The following is a 17,310-nucleotide window of genomic DNA, read 5'->3' as shown; positions in this document are numbered from 1 at the left end:
CGCGCAAAGCCGGAAGATATACGGCAAAACGTGAACTGGTCATGCACTGACGTACACATTAGTGCACGTTTCGTCGAAAAGCATGGAGTCCGTCGCTGTTTTCGACACATCCCTCAGGCGGCGGGGGGGAAGTCGTTCAGCTGGACGGTGCCGATGCCCTCCTCGGGCAGCATCACGGGGATGCCGTCGTCCACGCGGTAGATGACCTTGCGGTCGACCGTGATCAGGCCCTCGTCCAGTCGCGTGCGCACCGGCGCACCGGCCACGGTGTCGACGGCGCCGCGCTCGATCGCGGCATTGAGGGCGTCCAGCTCGTTGCGGCCCAGCAGACGGACGGGCGTCTTGCTTACCGGGCAACACAGGATGTCGAGCAGGCGCTTGTCCATGGGCAGGTCGTGTCGGGCTGCGGAAAGCCCGTACAATAGCCTTTTTGGGGTGGCATAACCATGACATCGACCGCCGAGCCGGCCCGTGTGGGCGTGGTGATGGGCTCCCGTTCCGACTGGGAGACCATGGAGCATGCGGCCAGCGTGCTGGACGCACTGGGCGTGCCGCACGAGGTACGCGTGGTCTCCGCCCATCGCACACCCGACCTGCTGTTCCGCTATGCCGAAGAGGCGGCGGCACGCGGCATCCAGGTGATCGTCGCCGGCGCCGGCGGCGCCGCCCACCTGCCGGGCATGCTCGCGGCCAAGACGCGGCTGCCGGTGTTCGGCGTGCCGGTGCAGTCCAAGGCGCTCAACGGCATGGATTCGTTGCTCTCCATCGCGCAGATGCCGGCCGGCATTCCGGTTGGCACCCTGGCGATCGGCCGTGCCGGCGCGGTGAACGCGGGCCTGCTCGCCGCTGCCGTGCTGGCATTGCACGATCCGGCCATCGCGCAGGCCCTGGACGCCTACCGGGCACGCCAGACGCAGAGCGTGCTCGAGCAGCCGGACCCGCGCGCATGAGCGGTCGGCGCCAACCCGTGCTGGGCATCCTCGGCGGCGGCCAGCTGGCGCGCATGCTGGCGCTGGCCGCCGCACCGCTGGGCGTCAAGACGCTGGTGGTCGACAGCGCGGCCGACGCCTGTGCCGGCCAGGTCGCGCCGCTGCTGGTGGCCGACTGGAAGGACTACGTCGCACTGGAACGCTTCGCGCGTGAGGTCGACGTGGTCACCTTCGATTTCGAGAACGTGCCCGCCGAGACCGCCCATTGGCTGGCCGAGCGCGTGGCCGTCTCGCCGGTGCCGCGGGCGCTTGCGGTGGCGCAGGACCGCCTTGCCGAAAAGACCCTGTTCCGCGAATGCGGGCTGCAGACGCCGGCCTTCGTGGCCGTGGACACGCGCGAGGATCTCGATCGCGCCTTGGCCGAGGTGGGCGCGCCGGCCATCCTCAAGACCCGCCGGCTGGGTTACGACGGCAAGGGCCAGTTCCGCCTGAGGACGTCGCAGGACGCCGACGCCGCCTGGGCCGCACTGGGCGAGCAGGGCGCCGCGCACGGGCTGATCCTGGAGGCGTTCGTGCCGTTCGAGCGCGAGCTGTCGGTGGTCGCCGTGCGCAGCCGCGAGGGCGATTTCCGTACCTGGCCGCTGACCCGCAACTGGCATACCGACGGCGTGCTCAGCCTGAGCCTGGCGCCGGCGCCGGATATCGAGGAACTGCAGCGGCGTGTCACCGGCCTGGCCCGCACCCTGGCCGAACGGCTGGAATACGTGGGCGTGTTCGCGCTGGAGCTGTTCGTCGAGGACGGCGAGCTGCTCGGCAACGAGATGGCCCCGCGCGTGCACAACTCCGGGCACTGGACCATCGAGGGCGCGCACACCAGCCAGTTCGAGAATCACGTGCGTGCCGTGCTCGGGTTGCCGCTGGGGGATACCGGCGCGCGCGGCCTGTCGTGCATGTTCAACTGGATCGGCGAGCTGCCGGACCCCGCGCCGGTGCTGACCACGACGGACGCGCACTGGCACGACTACGGCAAGCAGGCCCGTCCCGGCCGCAAGGTGGGGCACGCCACGGTATGCGCACCGGATGCGCGGACGCTGGCCGAGCGCATGGCCACCATCGCCGGCGCGCTGCATCGCGAGGCGCAGGCCGGCCCTGCGCTGGACCTCCTGCGCCACCTCTAACGCCACCCCGACGCGAGGAGCGAGCTGGCCCGCGATGCCTTCAACCCGGGACGCCCGGCCAGGAGCTCGCCAGCAAGCCCGCTCCTGCGTCGTGACGAGGATGCAGGAAGGCCGGGCCCCCTGCGCTCGGGTTGCCAGGCCAGGTTGCCCAGGCGCCAGGCACCCGCGACACGGCCCGATGCAATGCAATGTAGGAGCAAGCTTGCTCGCGATGCCTTTGACCCCACATGCCGGGGCCAGGAGCACTGCGAGCAAGCTCGCTCCTACGTCGTGGCAGGGGCGCAGGGAAGGGCGAGCCCCGCCCTGCGCTCGGGTTGTCAGGCCAGGTTGCTGGCCGCGAAGTCCCAGTTCACCACGTTCCAGAACGCCTCCAGGTACTTCGGGCGCGCGTTGCGGTAGTCGATGTAGTAGGCGTGTTCCCACACGTCGCAGGTGAACAGCGGCTTGTCGCTGCCGGTGATCGGCGTGCCCGCGTTGGAGGTGTTGACGATGCCGAGCGAGCCGTCCGGACGCTGCACCAGCCAGGTCCAGCCCGAACCGAAGTTGGTGGCGCCCATCCTGGCGAACTCTTCCTTGAACTTCTCGACCGAGCCGAACGCCTTGTTGATCGCGTCGGCGAGCTTGCCGGTCGGTTCGCCGCCCCCGTTGGGGCTCATCGAGTTCCAGTAGAACGTGTGGTTCCAGGTCTGCGCGGCGTTGTTGAAGATGCCACCCGAGGACTTGCGGACGATCTCTTCCAGCGGCATGCCCTCGAACTCCGTGCCCTCGATCAGCTTGTTGAGGTTGGTCACGTAGGCCTGGTGGTGCTTGTCGTGGTGGAACTCCAGCGTCTCGGCCGAGATGTGCGGCTCCAGCGCGTTCTTTTCGTAGGGCAGGGGGGGAAGTTCGATCGCCATGAGGGACTCCTTGGGCTGCGGCTTGAAAGGAAACCGGTCAGGCTGCCAGGCGGCGGCAGTCCTTGCGCGGCTGATACACTTGTGGTCCTGCACGCATTGTAGAACTCCCCACCTATGGACGTTAACGAGCGAATCAAGGCGGTGCTCGCCGAGCATCCCATGGTGCTTTTCATGAAGGGCACGCCGCAGTTCCCGATGTGCGGCTTTTCCAGCCGGGCCGCGCAGGCGCTGAAGGACGCCGGCGCCGAGTTCCACGCGGTCAACGTGCTGGCCGATCCGGAAGTGCGCGCCGCGTTGCCGCATTTCGCCAACTGGCCGACCTTTCCACAGCTGTTCATCCAGGGCGAGCTGATCGGCGGCTGCGACATCGTGGAGGACCTCAAGGCTTCGGGCGAGCTGGCGCGCATGGCCGCCGACGTGAGCGGGACGGTACGCGCATGACCCTGCCGATCGTGCGCCTGCCGCAGGACCGGGCGCCTGCGGCCGACAGCCTGGCCGGCCGCGTGATCCTGGTGACCGGCGCCTACGGAGGCCTGGGCCGCGAGGTGTCGCTGGCCGCGGCGCGCGCGGGCGCGACCGTGGTGGTCACCGGCAGGCGCAAGCGCCAGCTCGAGCAGCTCTACGACCTGATCGTGGCCGAGCAACTGCCCGAGCCGGTGATCCATCCGCTGGACATGGAAGCGGCCACGCCGCGCGACTACGAGACGCTGGCCGACGGACTCCAACAGGACCTCGGCCGGCTGGACGGCATCGTGCACTGCGCGGCCAGTTTCGGCGGACTGACCCCGATCGGCATGCACAAGCCGGACGAATGGCTGCGCACGCTGCACGTCAACGTGTCGGCGCCGTTCGCCCTGACCCAGGCCTGCCTGGCGCTGCTGGGCAAGGCGCCGGATGCCGCAGTGGTGTTCGTGCTGGACAACCCGGACCTGGTCAACCGAGCCCACTGGGGCGCCTACGGCGTGTCCAAGGGGGCGCTGGAGCGGCTCGTCGAGATCCTGCACCAGGAAACCGACACCACCGCCATCCGCACCCATGCGCTGCTGCCGATGCCGATGCGCACGGCGCTGCGCCACCAGGCCTATTTCGGCGAGGACCCCAACACCCAGCCACTGCCCGATGCCGCGGCCGCGGCCGCCGTGTGGTTGCTCGGCCCGCAGGGGATGGCGGCGCGTGGTGCCGTACTGGACCTGCGTCCGGCCTGAACACCGCGCCGAATACGTGGGCGCGAGCTTGCTTGCGATGCTTTTTTGCCCCGGCTTTTCCGGAAGCAGGGGCATCGCGAGCAAGCTCGCTCTTACGGAGTAACCGGTCGCAATCCCCCTCGCAGGATGCCGCCACGTGGCATCCTGTTGCCGATCACGCCGCCAGGAGCCCGTCCATGGAAACGCAGATGACCACCCTGTCGGCGGGCATCCTGCTGTTCCTGATCATGGACCCGCTCGGCAACGTGCCGTTCTTCCTGAGCCTGCTCAAGCACGTGCCGCCCAAGCGCCGGCGCGTAGTCATGATCCGCGAGCTGCTGATCGCGCTGGGCGTGCTGCTGGGGTTCCTGGTGGGCGGGCAGCACATCCTCAAGCTGCTGCAGCTGCGCCAGGAATCGATCAGCATCGCCGGCGGCATCGTGCTGTTCCTGATCGGCATCCGCATGGTCTTTCCACCCGCCGAAGGCGGCATCTTCGGCAAGCCGGGCGAAGGCGAGCCCTTCATCGTGCCGATGGCGATCCCCGGCGTGGCCGGCCCGTCGGCGATGGCCGCACTGCTGCTGCTGACCAACACCGCGCCGGGCCGCACCGCCGACTGGGCGACCGCGCTGTTGCTGGCGTGGCTGGCGACCTCGGCGATCCTGCTGTCCTCGACCTACCTGTTCCGCTGGCTGGGCGAAAGCGTGCTGACCGCGCTGGAGCGGGTGATGGGCATGCTGCTGATCGCGCTTTCCGTGCAGATGTTCATGGGCGGCGTGGCGGCCTTCCTGCACATGCGGGTCTGAAGGAGGGCCGCAGCGGCCCGTCCGCGCATCGCCGGTCCCCGCTCCCCGTCTCCCTGCTGTCATACTCGCGCCCCAGCATGGGCGAAACATCTGGAGGCGGTCATGCTCAGTGTCGAACGGACCCTCACCGCGCGCTTGCCGTGGCTGGCACAGCATCCGCGGATCCGTCGCCCGGTCGCCGGGCTGCTCGGCCGCCTGGCCGACGAGGCCGGCTTCAACCGGGTGCTCGGGGCCGTCGGCCAGACCGAGGGCTTCGACTTCGTCGAGCGGGCCCTCGACCTGCTCGGCGTCAGCTATCACGTCAGCTCGCGCGAACGCGAGCACATCCCGGTGGACGGCCCGGTGCTGGTGGTGGCCAACCACCCGCTCGGCATGGTGGACGCGCTGGCGCTGCTGCAACTGGTCGGCTCGGTGCGCAGCGACGTGCGCGTGCTGGGCAACGACTGGCTCGCCGTGGTGGAGCCCCTGCGCCGGCTGCTGCTGCCGGTCGACGTCTTCGGCAAGGGCGCCGGCTCGCGCCTGCGCGAGGTCCATCGCGCGCTGGCACGTGGCGAGGCGCTGATCGTGTTCCCGGCCGGCGAGGTGTCCCGCATGGGCCCCGGCGGCGTGCGCGACGGCCGCTGGTCCGACGGCTTCGCGCGGCTGGCGCGGCGCAGCGGTGCGCCCGTGCTCCCGGTGCACATTGCCGCGCGCAACTCGGCGATGTTCTACGGCCTGTCCATGCTGGCCAAGCCGTTGAGTACCGCCATGCTGCCGCGCGAGGCGGTCGCGCCCGTCAGTCGGCGGATCGGTTTCAGCGTGGGCGCACTGGTCAGTGCCGGGGAACTGTTCGAGCGCAGCGGCGGCTCCTCCGAGCAGGCCGCGCGCCTGATGCGGCGGCACGTCTACCGGGTCGGACGCCGGCGCGGGCTGGTCTTCGGTGGCCAGGTGCCGCTGGCGCACCCGGAACCGGCCGACCGCGTCGCCGCCGAGCTGGCCTCGCAGGCGGAGAAGCTGGCCGACCTCAACGACGGCAAGCAGGTCTGGCTGTTCAAGGGCGCGGCCGACAGCACCGTGCTGCGCGAGATCGGCCGCCTTCGCGAGCTGACCTTCCGCAAGGTGGGCGAGGGCACCAACGCCCGGCGCGACCTGGACGCCTTCGACCCGCACTACGAGCACCTGCTGCTGTGGGACCCGGCCGCCCTGCGCATCGTCGGTGCCTATCGCTTCGGCCACGGCGGCCGGCTGATCGCCGAACGCGGGCTGCAGGGGCTGTATACCGCGAGCCTGTTCAACTACTCGCCGGCGCTGGACTCCCGCCTGGCGCAGGGCCTGGAGCTGGGGCGCAGCTTCATCGCCCCGGCCTACTGGCGTTCGCGCGCGCTGGACCAGCTGTGGCAGGGCATCGGCCTGTACCTGCAGCGCCACCCGGAGCTGCGCTACCTGTTCGGGCCGGTCAGCATGTCGGTCAACCTGCCGCGGGAGGCGCGCGAATGGATCGCGGCCGCGCACCAGCATTACTTCGGCGCGCCCGGGCTCGCCGCGGCCCGGCAGCCGTTCGTGATCTCGCCCGACGTGATCGCCATGGTGCGCCGTGCCCTGGACGGGCTCGACGCGCAAGCCGGGCTGGGCAAGCTCAAGCACCATCTGGACGCGCTCGGCGTCAGCCTCCCGGTGCTCTACCGCCAGTACGTCGACCTGGTCGAGCCCGAGGGCGTGCAGTTCCTGGATTTCGGCGAGGATCCCGGGTTTTCCGGCTGTGTCGACGGCCTTGTCATGCTCGACCTCGCCACGCTCAAGCCGGCCAAACGCGCGCGCTACCTGGGCAAAACCCCGGTTTGAGCTTTCCGAAGCGTGAAATCGGACACCGTCTTGTCATACACTGTCGTTAAGTTTGCTTAACAACTGGTCGGTAGATGGGGCGGACCCATCGCTGCTGGACGATAGCTGCGCCAAGACGTTAGGGGAGACATCACCGCACCGACGCATGCCTGGCCCGAGGCCCGGCAGAGGGTGCGTTTTTGTCCCGACATCGAATTTCCGTTGCAAACACACAGGTCGACATGACTATGAACCGTTCCTTCCGCGCCAAAGCCCTGCCATTCGCCATTGCCTCGCTGCTGGCGATCGGGGCGCCTGCCATCGCGCAGAACGTGACCTCCTCCGCCGTGAGCGGCCGCGTGGTCGACGCCTCCGGCCAGCCGGTCGCCGGTGCCACCGTGCAGATCGTGCATGAGCCTTCGGGCACCACCAAGGTCGTCACCACCGACGCCGACGGTCGCTACACCGCGCAGGGCCTGCGCGTGGGCGGTCCGTTCGACATCACCGCGACCAAGTCCGGCATGACCCAGGCCGAGCAGGACAACGTGTACCTGCAGCTGGGCCAGAGCTCCGCCGTGAACCTGAAGATGGCCCCGGTCGAGGCGCAGAACCTCGCCGGCGTGACCGTCACCGCCTCGGCGCTGATGCAGACCTTCACACCGGACAACAAGGGCCTGTCCACCAACGTCTCGGGCCGCCAGCTCGAGAGCACCCCGCAGGGCAACCGCTCGATCGACGACATCGCGCGCCTCGACCCGCGCATCAACGTCTCCGACCAGGGTGACGGCTCGATCTCCATGGCCGGCCTGCCGAATCGCTACAACAACATCAGCGTCGACGGCATCTCCCAGGGCGACCCGTTCGGCCTGAACGCCAACGGCCTGCCGTACCAGGGCTCGCCGATCTCGGTGGACACCATCGCCGAGTACAACATCTCCACCGCCAACTTCGACGTCACCTCCGACACGGTCGGCGCGGACGTCAACGCGGTCACCAAGTCGGGCACCAACGACTTCCACGGCTCGGTCTACTACGCCTACCGCAACGCCAACAAGATGGTGGGCGACGCCGGCTGGCTGGACCACGATGCCCCGGGCTACAAGTACACCGGCTACAGCCGTGACTGGACCGGCGGCGTCACGCTGGGCGGTCCGATCATCAAGGACAAGCTGTTCTTCTTCGTCTCGGCCGAGCAGGAAAAGACCACCGGCATCGGCGCCGATTCGGCCAACGGCCTCGACACCTCGCTGGGCAACGGTCCGTCGACGTCGAACAAGATCTCCCCGGGGGACCTGCAGCGCGTGATCGACACCGCCAAGGCGCTCGGCCTGCAGCCGGGCTCGTTCGGCGCGGGCGGCGTGACGCTGGAGGACAAGCGCTACCTGGGCAAGATCGACTGGAACATCACCAACAACCATCGCGCCAGCCTGACTTACCAGTACACCAAGGAAACCCAGCCGATCGTGCAGGGCAACAGCTCCAACCAGATCGGCCTGAGCAGCTACTGGTACACCAAGGACAGCCTGACCAAGAACGGCGCACTGCAGTTCTTCGACGACTGGACCGAGAACTTCTCGACCGAGGCGAAGGTCAGCTACCAGTCGTTCGAGCAGCTGGCGGGCAACGCGATCAACCAGCCGCAGGTGAAGGTCTACCTCGACCCGTCGGGCCGCGGCGCGTCGATCAACCTGGGCGAGGACCAGTACCGCCACGAGAACGCGATCAGCACCAAGAAGTGGTCCGCGTTCCTGGCCGGCACGCTGTACCTGGGCGACCACACCCTCAAGGGCGGTATCGACTACCAGCGCTCGAAGATCTACAACCTGTTCGGCCGCACCGAGCACGGCAACTACACCTTCTACGGCCTGGACAACTTCGCCGCCGGCAACTACGACTCGTACTTCCTGTACCAGCCGGCCGCCGGCTACACGCTGGACGACGTCGCCGCCAAGTGGACCTACACCCAGTACAGCCCGTTCCTGCAGGACACCTGGCAGGTCAACGACAACCTGTCGCTGACCTACGGCGTGCGCGTGGACATCCCGCAGGCCGACAAGGCGCCGCTGTACAACCCGGCCTTCGAGCAGGCGTTCGGCTATCCGAACAACACCAAGCTCGGCGCCAAGAACAAGGTGATCGAGCCGCGCCTGGCCTTCAACTACGCCTTCGACACCGAGCGCATGACCCAGCTGCGTGGCGGCTTCGGCCTGTTCCAGACCACCCCGCCGACGGTGTGGATGACCAATCCGTACCAGAACAACGGCCTGACCGTGGCGAGCTACTCGTCCTTCAATCCGGCCGATGCCCCGTTCAGCCCCGATCCGTACAACCAGAACATCCCGACGGGCCCGCAGAATCCGCCGGCGATGGACGTCGACACGATCGATCCCAACTTCAAGCTTCCGAGTGTGTGGAAGACCACCCTGGCGTTCGACCGCGAGCTGCCCTGGTGGGGCATGATCGGATCGGTCGAGCTGCAGCACATCAAGACGCGCAACGGCATCTACTACCAGGCGATCAACATCGGCCGACCGACCGGCGTGCTGCCGGACGGCCGTTACCAGTACTGGGCCACGCCGGGCGAGTTCCCGAACAGCCGTGACGCGGCCGCCAATCGCAACAAGGCGTTCGACCGCGCCTCCACGCTGCTGACCAATACCAGCAAGGGTAAGTCCGACACGCTGACCCTGGCTCTGTCCAAGCCGTTCTCCAACGACTGGTCCGGCAGCCTGGCCTTCAGCCTGAGCCATGCCACCGAGGTCAACCCGGGCAACAGCTCGCAGGCGTCCTCCGGCTATGCCTACGTGGTGCGCACGAACGTCAACGACGAAGTGGCCGAGACCGCCGACCGCAACATCGCCCGCACCGTCAAGCTCGCCCTGACCTGGCAGCACGCGTTCTTCGGCAACTACAACACCACCGTGTCGGCCTTCTACGACGGCCACGACGGCCTGCCGTACAGCTGGATCTTCTCCGGCGACGTCAACGGCGACGGCATCACCTACGAGGATCCGGCCTACATCCCGACCGTCAACGACCCGAAGGTGAGCTACGGCAACGCGTCGCCCGAGCTGATCCAGCAGTTCCAGGACTTCATCTCCAACGACAAGTACCTGAGCAAGCACCGCGGCCAGATCGCCAGCCGCAATGGCGCGCGCTACCCCTGGGTGAACCAGCTCGACATGAGCTTCTCGCAGGAGGTGCCCGGCATCTTCAAGGGCAACAAGGGCGTGGTCCGCCTGGACATCTACAACTTCCTCAATTTCCTCAACAAGGACTGGGGACAGACGGTCAACACGCAGTTCAACACCCGTACGCTGGCCGGCTACAGTGGTGTCAACGCGCAGGGTCAGTACGTGTACTTCCTGCCTACCGACCAGAACGGCAACTACCAGCCGCAGCAGCTGATCCGCTACGACGCGGGCAGCAACCCGACCCGCGTGGTGTCGCGCTGGTCGGCCATGCTGACGCTGCGTTACGCGTTCTGAGAGGCTTCGCCTCGAACGACCGGAAACCGGCGCCCGCGAGGGCGCCGGTTTTTTTTCGGCTTGACCCCTCGGACCCCAACGCGGGAAGCTAGGCGGTCCGCCACGGCGCCGGCATCAGGCCGGAGGCCGTCAGCGGCAGGAGAAGGTACGAATGAACGACATCCAAGCCGGCCGCGCCGGCAAGCCCGCCACCGTCAGTGCACGCATCTCGCCGGCGGGCGGACTGGACATCCTCTCGCGCAACGAGGTCGCGCGCCTGCGCGACGCCAGCGGCTCGGGCCTGCACGCCTTGCTGCGTCGCTGCGCGCTCGCGGTGCTCACCTCCGGCAACATCAGCGACGATCCTCGCTCGATGTTCGAACAGTACCCGGATTTCGACATCCAGGTGCTGCAGCAGGACCGCGGCATCAAGATCGAGCTTTCCCACGCGCCGGCGCAGGCCTTCGTCGACGGCCAGATCATCCGCGGCATCAACGAGCTGCTGGTGGCGGTGGTGCGCGATATCGTCTACGTGTCCACCCAGCTCGAGCAGGGCGGTTTCGACCTCGACGACACCGTGGGCATCACCCATGCGGTGTTCGAGATCCTGCGCAACGCGCGCATCCTCAAGCCGCACGTCGACCCCAACCTGGTGGTGTGCTGGGGCGGCCATTCGATCTCGCGCGACGAGTACGAGTACACCAAGTCGGTGGGGTACCAGCTCGGCCTGCGCGGCATGGACATCTGCACCGGGTGCGGCCCGGGCGCGATGAAGGGCCCGATGAAGGGCGCCACCATCGCCCACGCCAAGCAGCGCCGGCGCAACAACCGCTACATCGGCATCACCGAGCCGGGCATCATCGCCGCCGAATCCCCGAACCCCATCGTCAACCAGCTGGTGATCATGCCGGACATCGAGAAGCGCCTGGAGGCCTTCGTCCGCATGGCGCACGGCATCGTGGTGTTTCCCGGCGGCGTGGGCACGGCGGAGGAGATCCTCTACCTGCTCGGCATCCTGCTGCACCCGGACAACGCGGGCATCCCGTTCCCGCTGATCTTCACCGGCCCCAAGCAGTCGGCCGCCTATTTCGAGCAGATCGACCGTTTCCTCAAGCTCGCCCTGGGCGAGGAGGTGGCGCAGCACTACCAGATCATCGTGGACGACCCGGCTGCCGTGGCGCGCGCCATGGTCAAGGGCGTGGACAAGGTGCGCAACCACCGGCTGGACACCAAGGACGCGTTCTTCTTCAACTGGGCGCTGGACATTCCGTTCGCGTTCCAGCTGCCGTTCCGTCCCACCCACGAGGCCATGCGCGGCCTGGCCCTGCATCGCGCGCGGCCGCGGCACGAGCTGGCGGCCGACCTGCGCCGCGCGTTCTCCGGCATCGTCGCCGGCAACGTGAAGGAGGAGGGCGTGCGCGCGATCGAGCAGCACGGGCCGTTCGACATCGACGGCGAGCCGGAGATCATGCGGGCGCTGGACGCGCTGCTGCAGGCCTTCGTCACCCAGCAGCGCATGAAGCTCCCGGGCGGCACCGCCTACGTGCCCTGCTACCGCGTGCGCGCCGCGGGCAAGGAGACCGCTCCGCTCGCTTGACAGCCCGCACGACGCTATTCAAACTACGCAGCTCACCCCGCCCGAATAGCTCAGCTGGTTAGAGCACTTGACTGTTAATCAGGGGGTCGTTGGTTCGAGTCCAACTTCGGGCGCCATCTTGAAGGCCCTGCAGCGATGCAGGGCCTTTTTCTTTGCCTGGCCGGGGCTCGCGGCCACCTGTGGCGGGATCATCGCGCCGCCGCGCAGTCCACGGCCTGTCGCGCCGTCGGGCGGCTCCCGCGCGGCCGCCCCGAATTGGCCACCACCACGCCCAGCGCCGTCTGCGCGCGACCGGGCGGGCAGAGGATCAGGGTGAGGTTGCTGCCGCCGGCGCTGCCGTCGGGCAGGAAGGTCACGTGGCGGCGTGCCCGGCTGCTGCGGATCACCAGTTGCGTGTAGCCCTCGCCGACGCGCAGCGGCGGACCGTCCGGCTGGTTGTCGCGGTTGCGGTCGATGCCGACCAGCCAGCCGCTCTCCCAGCGGTTGCTGTTGCTGCAGCGCAGGCGATCCCGCGTCGGGCAGAACAGCACGCGGGTGCGCCGCAGCACGGCCTCGCCGCGGGCGTAGCCCAGCGCCTCCATCATGTCCATCTGCGCCGCCTGTGTGCGGTTGCGCCGCACCAGCCCGGCGAGGGACGGCGCGGCGACGCAGGTCAGCGTGGCGAGGATCAGCACCGTCGCGACCTGTTCCACCAGCGTGACGCCGCGCATGCGGCGCCGGGGGCATCCTTGCCTCGGTTCCATGCCATCGCTCCCTGCGGGGAGCCGGCATCATCGGGCGACCGGCGCGGCCGAGGGAATCGGCCTTGACACCAGCATGCCGTGGGTCTGTGCTGACACGGCCTGTCAGCAGGGCGGCTTTAAGATCGACCCATTCGCCCGCATATCCGTCAGCCATGACCGACCGTTTCCAGCTCGTCTCCCCGTACCAGCCCTCCGGTGACCAGCCGCAGGCCATCGCCAAGCTCAGCGAGGGCTTCGAGGCCGGCCTGGCCGCGCAGACGCTGCTGGGCGTCACCGGCTCGGGCAAGACCTACACCATCGCCAACGTGATCCAGCGGGTGCAGCGCCCCGCGGTGATCCTGGCGCCGAACAAGACGCTGGCCGCGCAGCTCTACGGCGAGTTCAAGGAGTTCTTTCCGCACAACGCGGTGGAATACTTCGTCAGCTATTACGACTACTACCAGCCCGAGGCCTACGTGGTGTCCTCGGACACCTACATCGAGAAGGACGCCTCGATCAACGACCACATCGAGCAGATGCGCCTGGCCGCGACCAAGGCGCTGCTCTCGCGGCGCGACTCGATCATCGTCGCCACCGTCTCGGCCATCTACGGCCTGGGCGACCCGGAGGACTACCTCAGCCTGCGCCTGATCCTCTCGGTCGGCGAGCACATCGACCAGCGCAAGCTGATCCACCAGCTCACCGAGCTGCAGTACACGCGCAACGAGATGGAACTGCGCCGTGGCACCTACCGCGTGCGTGGCGAGATCATCGACGTGTTCCCCGCCGAATCGGAAACCGAAGCGCTGCGCATCGAGCTGTTCGACGGCGACATCGAGAACCTCTCGCTGTTCGACCCGCTCACCGGCGAGACCCTGCGCAGGATCCCGCGCTACACCGTCTACCCGCGCACCCACTACGCCAGCACCCGCGAGAGCGTCCTGAACGCGATCGAGACGATCAAGATCGAGCTCAAGGAACGGCTGGAGCAGCTCTACCGCGACAACAAGCTGGTCGAGGCGCAACGGCTGGAGCAGCGCACCCGCTTCGACATCGAGATGATGGCCGAGGTCGGCTTCTGCCAGGGCATCGAGAACTACTCGCGCCACCTCACGCGCCGCGGCCCCGGCGAGCCGCCCCCGACCCTGTTCGACTACCTGCCGCCGGATGCGCTGCTGGTGGTGGACGAATCGCACGTTACCGTCCCGCAGCTCGGCGCCATGTACAAGGGCGACCGCTCACGCAAGGAGACGCTGGTCGAGTTCGGCTTCCGCCTGCCCTCGGCGATGGACAACCGCCCGCTGCGCTTCGAGGAGTGGGAGCAGCGCGCGCCGCGCACCATCTACGTCTCCGCCACTCCGCGCGACTACGAGCTGCAGAAATCCGGCGACGCCGTGGTCGAGCTGGTGGTGCGCCCCACCGGCCTGGTCGACCCGGAAGTGGAGGTGCGCCCGGTGCGCACCCAGGTCGACGACCTGCTCGGCGAGGCCAGGAAGCGCATCGCCATGGGCGACCGCATCCTGGTCACCACGCTGACCAAGCGCATGGCCGAGAACCTCACCGAATACCTCTCCGAGCACGACGTGAAGGTGCGCTACCTGCACTCGGACATCGAGACGGTCGAGCGCACCGAGATCATCCGCGACCTGCGCCTGGGCGAGTTCGACGTGCTGGTCGGCATCAACCTGCTGCGCGAGGGCCTGGACATGCCTGAGGTCTCGCTGGTCGCGATCCTGGACGCCGACAAGGAAGGCTTCCTGCGCTCCACCGGCTCGCTGATCCAGACCATCGGCCGCGCCGCCCGCAACGTGCGCGGCAAGGCCATCCTCTACGCCGACCAGGTCACCCGCTCGATGCAGGCGGCGATGGACGAGACCAACCGCCGTCGCGAGAAACAGATCGCCTACAACGAAGCCAACGGCATCACCCCGCAAACCGTGGTGCGCCGCATTGCCGACATCATGGAAGGCGCCCGCGCCGAGCCCGCCGCCCGCGGGAGAGGCAAGGCCGCCAAGGGCGCGCGCGGCAAAGCCGTGGCCGAAGGGGCAGGGGAGTACGCCAACTTGAGCGCCACCCAGGCCGCCGCCGCGATCAAGAAGCTCGAATCGCAGATGTACAAGCACGCCCAGAACCTGGAGTTCGAGGAAGCCGCCCGCCTGCGCGACCAGATCCACAAGCTGCGCGAACAGGTCATGCAAAGCTGACCCGCCTTTAAGCGCCCGCTCCCCTAAGGGAGAGGGCCGGGGCGAGGGGCCGCTCTACCCCCGCCAGGCCCAAAAGCTTGGCATCCCCACCCACCCTTGCTAAACTTCGCGGCTCTTGGGCGGTTAGCTCAGCGGTAGAGCACTACCTTGACATGGTAGGGGTCACAAGTTCGATCCTTGTACCGCCCACCAAGAGTTGAAACGAAAAGGCCGGCGCGTTGCGCCGGCCTTTTTCATTGCCTGCCGGTGCCTTGCGCTCAGCTCTTGGGAACGACGGTCTCGAGCTTTTCAAGGCAGGTCTGTTGATCGAACGGCCTCGTCTTTTCCGGCAACTGCTGGATGCACGCCAGGATGCCGGATACGAGCCGAATGCGGTTGCTCACCCAGCTTTCCTCACACAGGACGGCGTAAGTGGTCTGCCGTGACCCGCCAGCTTGGGTCAACGTACCCTCCAACTGGCATTGCGCCTGCCGATACGCCACCCAGGCGACGTAGTCTCCCTTGATGGCGGCGATCAAGCGCTCGTCCGTGAAGCCGTCGATCTGGCTCTTCTCCACGAGCGCGACCAGGGCTTCCTGCTGCGCATCGAGGTGCTTCTGCGTGCGAGCCAGTCTTTGTCCCGCTGCAAGCCCTTCATGCATGGCACTTCCCGTGGGCCAGCATTCCGGCCGATCGGTGCACCGGGCGTCTTGGCCGGCTGCGCCCCCACTGGCCAGGGAGAGAACCGCCGCAATCAGCATGACACGCATAGGTTGTCCTCCGTTCGGTCATCGCACTCAACGAGAATGCCGCGCCGACCTGACCAAAAGCGGGCGCTGTGGGGCGACCCAAGGGAGGGCCGTTCGATGGAAGCGGCGTGGTTGTTTACCGATCGCCCGCGATGTACGCGTCTCCTTTGGAAGGAGGGCCCGTGGATCGGGCCCTCGAGGTAGCTCATGCTGTCGCCGGCTCGGGCGTTTCCGTAACCCGGCTCTTGCGGGCAAACCGGGCCGACAGCGCCTTGCGTGCCTCGTCCAGGCCCTGACCTTGCCGGCCACCTTGAGCATCGCGTAGCCCTCCAGCGCGTTGGTCATCAAGTCGCTGCCGATCGCCATCTCGGTATCCAGCGCCCGCTGGTGCAGCGTCGCCAGTCGCATCAGCCGCGGCCGCAGCGCATTCAGCGCGGCCAGGTCGCGCTGGTAACCCTCCAGGTCGAAGTTGCGCGGCAGCACGCCCGGGTTCTCGCCGAACACGTGGCCCGCCTGCCGGCAGAACGCCTCGGACTTGTCGCCCATCTTGGTGAGCTGGTGGCGCTGCTCCGGCGTCAGCGCGATCAGGCCGGTCATGCTCGCCTCCAGCGCACCGAGCGCGTTGTCCATCGCGGTGAGCGCGTCTTTGTCCAAGGTTCGGCTGACGGGGTGCCCGGTTGGCTCTGCAAAAGCCACGCGCCGACGGAAAAGTGTCACGCGTGGCGCAAAAAGCCCCGCGTGCCGGGGGAAAAGACCCAGGCGCGGGTCGAAAGAGCCATGTCCTGAGCCATGAGACCCAAGTGCCGGGCAAAAAGAGCCAAGCGTGAACCAGATAGACCCACGCGCCAGGCAAGCACACCCGAACGCCTGGCCCGGAGAGCCTCGCCCCACCGAAAAAAGACCCGCTTGCCCTTTAAAAAGAGCCAAGCGACGGGCAAAGAGACCCACGAGCGGGGGCGCGAGAGCCGAGCGCGTTTCAAAAGGTCCGGCGAGTCAAAAGGTCCTGCGAGCGAGCCGACGAGAGTCGGGCGAAGAGCAAACGATCGATGCGGACGAACGGGTTCGCACTCGGTTTGCCCCAGACCCCTCGGCTGGGTGGCTCGTCTGCATCGGCGATAGCCTGCCGGGGGAATGCAGGGATCGGTGCGCGATCGTTTGGATAGAGGGCTACTTATTTCCCCGTTTCCACCGGGATAAGTGATAGTGACGCGGATCCGCAGATATGCACCGAGCGTTCTGTGCCTATGGTGGCCGGTGCCATGAGTCCAGGTGTTTGATCTTACCTGGGTTTCGCCAACTTGACCCGGGCCCGTCGATGAGGTGAGGATCGGTGCATATGCCCCGATTTGGGGTCTACTAAGCGTTAGGTGCAATGGACACTGCGCAGCAAATCGAATGGGCAGCAAAGCAGGTTGAGGCGCTCCCGCACGAGCTGTCTTGGCGTGCTTCAGTCCTGCGCCAGCTTCAGTACTGTCAGGCGGTGCTCTCTGGCACTGAGCCGCCCGAGCGCCTCGAAGAGCTCACCATGGGCTTCATCGCCGTGCGTGAACTCGAGGGGTGGCAGCCAGAAGAGCTGCCGAGAACAATTTCAGCAGTCCAGTACGAGCTTCAGCAAAGGTATCTTCCGTACGCAGCAAAGGTGCGCCTGGGCATCCATCGCCGCACCTAACAACTCGTTCAAGGCGGACGCGCGTACCGCGCGCCGCTTAACTCCAGCGTTAGGCCCCATATGAAAGTTCTCGCAACTGCTTTTCTCATCCTTCTTTCCTTCCCGGCATGTGCCGCGATCGAGAAGATTG

15 protein-coding genes and 2 tRNA genes are annotated in these 17,310 nt (G+C 67.4%); 12 read left to right on the top strand and 5 right to left on the bottom strand.

Annotated elements, in window-relative coordinates; genetic code table 11:
• Nucleotides 1-113: 113 nt before the first annotated feature.
• The gene (locus WAT24_RS05825; protein WP_336806893.1) at nt 114-386 is read right to left on the bottom strand and encodes a Trm112 family protein; all 273 of its coding nucleotides are present in this window, start codon (nt 384-386) and stop codon (nt 114-116) included.
• A gap of 60 nt (nt 387-446) precedes the next feature.
• On the opposite strand from WAT24_RS05825, the gene purE reads away from it, so the two are divergent.
• Together purE and WAT24_RS05815 are read left to right on the top strand one after the other, a co-directional pair.
• Entirely contained in the window at nt 447-950 is a 504-nt protein-coding gene (gene purE, locus WAT24_RS05820) for a 5-(carboxyamino)imidazole ribonucleotide mutase (protein WP_336806892.1), read from the top strand.
• Nucleotides 947-2,107 (top strand): 5-(carboxyamino)imidazole ribonucleotide synthase, encoded by a 1,161-nt coding sequence (locus WAT24_RS05815; RefSeq protein WP_336806891.1) that lies wholly within the window; start codon nt 947-949, stop codon nt 2,105-2,107. The genes purE and WAT24_RS05815 overlap by 4 nt, the downstream gene beginning before the upstream one ends.
• Nucleotides 2,108-2,424: 317 nt before the next feature.
• Here WAT24_RS05815 and WAT24_RS05810 read toward each other — a convergent pair whose 3' ends face one another.
• A complete protein-coding gene (locus tag WAT24_RS05810; RefSeq protein WP_336806890.1) occupies nt 2,425-3,003 on the bottom strand; it encodes a superoxide dismutase in 579 nt (192 codons plus the stop codon).
• A gap of 114 nt (nt 3,004-3,117) precedes the next feature.
• Between WAT24_RS05810 and grxD the strand changes: the two genes are divergently transcribed.
• From grxD to WAT24_RS05775, 7 genes are all read left to right on the top strand, one after another.
• Nucleotides 3,118-3,444, top strand: coding sequence for a Grx4 family monothiol glutaredoxin (gene grxD / locus WAT24_RS05805; RefSeq protein ID WP_336806889.1), 327 nt, complete (start codon nt 3,118-3,120; stop codon nt 3,442-3,444).
• The gene (locus WAT24_RS05800; RefSeq protein ID WP_336806888.1) at nt 3,441-4,208 is read left to right on the top strand and encodes an SDR family NAD(P)-dependent oxidoreductase; all 768 of its coding nucleotides are present in this window, start codon (nt 3,441-3,443) and stop codon (nt 4,206-4,208) included. The genes grxD and WAT24_RS05800 overlap by 4 nt, the downstream gene beginning before the upstream one ends.
• A 188-nt stretch (nt 4,209-4,396) precedes the next feature.
• The gene (locus WAT24_RS05795; RefSeq protein WP_336807231.1) at nt 4,397-4,993 is read left to right on the top strand and encodes a YhgN family NAAT transporter; all 597 of its coding nucleotides are present in this window, start codon (nt 4,397-4,399) and stop codon (nt 4,991-4,993) included.
• Between the two features lie 102 nt (nt 4,994-5,095).
• The gene (gene olsF / locus WAT24_RS05790; protein WP_336806887.1) at nt 5,096-6,814 is read left to right on the top strand and encodes a bifunctional ornithine lipid synthase OlsF; all 1,719 of its coding nucleotides are present in this window, start codon (nt 5,096-5,098) and stop codon (nt 6,812-6,814) included.
• A 227-nt stretch (nt 6,815-7,041) separates the two neighbouring features.
• Nucleotides 7,042-10,281 (top strand): TonB-dependent receptor, encoded by a 3,240-nt coding sequence (locus WAT24_RS05785; protein ID WP_336806886.1) that lies wholly within the window; start codon nt 7,042-7,044, stop codon nt 10,279-10,281.
• Nucleotides 10,282-10,432: 151 nt separating this feature from the next.
• Nucleotides 10,433-11,857, top strand: a complete 1,425-nt coding sequence (gene ppnN / locus WAT24_RS05780) for a nucleotide 5'-monophosphate nucleosidase PpnN (RefSeq protein WP_336806885.1) — start codon at nt 10,433-10,435, stop codon at nt 11,855-11,857.
• A 39-nt stretch (nt 11,858-11,896) separates the two neighbouring features.
• A tRNA-Asn gene (locus WAT24_RS05775) sits at nt 11,897-11,973 on the top strand.
• A 72-nt stretch (nt 11,974-12,045) separates the two neighbouring features.
• Here WAT24_RS05775 and WAT24_RS05770 read toward each other — a convergent pair.
• The gene (locus WAT24_RS05770; RefSeq protein WP_336806884.1) at nt 12,046-12,567 is read right to left on the bottom strand and encodes a GspH/FimT family pseudopilin; all 522 of its coding nucleotides are present in this window, start codon (nt 12,565-12,567) and stop codon (nt 12,046-12,048) included.
• 185 nt (nt 12,568-12,752) lie between these two features.
• Here WAT24_RS05770 and uvrB point away from each other — a divergent pair, with 185 nt between their 5' ends.
• Nucleotides 12,753-14,783, top strand: coding sequence for an excinuclease ABC subunit UvrB (gene uvrB, locus WAT24_RS05765; RefSeq protein ID WP_336806883.1), 2,031 nt, complete (start codon nt 12,753-12,755; stop codon nt 14,781-14,783).
• A gap of 117 nt (nt 14,784-14,900) precedes the next feature.
• Nucleotides 14,901-14,975: transfer RNA gene (locus tag WAT24_RS05760), tRNA-Val, on the top strand.
• Nucleotides 14,976-15,040: 65 nt separating this feature from the next.
• On the opposite strand, the gene WAT24_RS05755 is transcribed toward WAT24_RS05760, so the two are convergent.
• Nucleotides 15,041-15,532 (bottom strand): lysozyme inhibitor LprI family protein, encoded by a 492-nt coding sequence (locus WAT24_RS05755; RefSeq protein ID WP_336806882.1) that lies wholly within the window; start codon nt 15,530-15,532, stop codon nt 15,041-15,043.
• Between the two features lie 27 nt (nt 15,533-15,559).
• Complete coding sequence (locus tag WAT24_RS05750; protein ID WP_336806881.1) at nt 15,560-16,108, bottom strand: hypothetical protein; 549 nt, start codon at nt 16,106-16,108, stop codon at nt 15,560-15,562.
• A 775-nt stretch (nt 16,109-16,883) separates the two neighbouring features.
• On the opposite strand from WAT24_RS05750, the gene WAT24_RS05745 reads away from it, so the two are divergent.
• Entirely contained in the window at nt 16,884-17,180 is a 297-nt protein-coding gene (locus tag WAT24_RS05745) for an immunity protein Tsi6 family protein (protein ID WP_253565997.1), read from the top strand.
• Nucleotides 17,181-17,310: the final 130 nt, after the last annotated feature.

It is taken from the genome of Fulvimonas yonginensis (genome assembly GCF_037137055.1).
In the GTDB taxonomy this organism is placed as follows: domain Bacteria; phylum Pseudomonadota; class Gammaproteobacteria; order Xanthomonadales; family Rhodanobacteraceae; genus Frateuria_A; species Frateuria_A yonginensis.
This window is presented reverse-complemented; position numbering and strand designations above follow the sequence as displayed.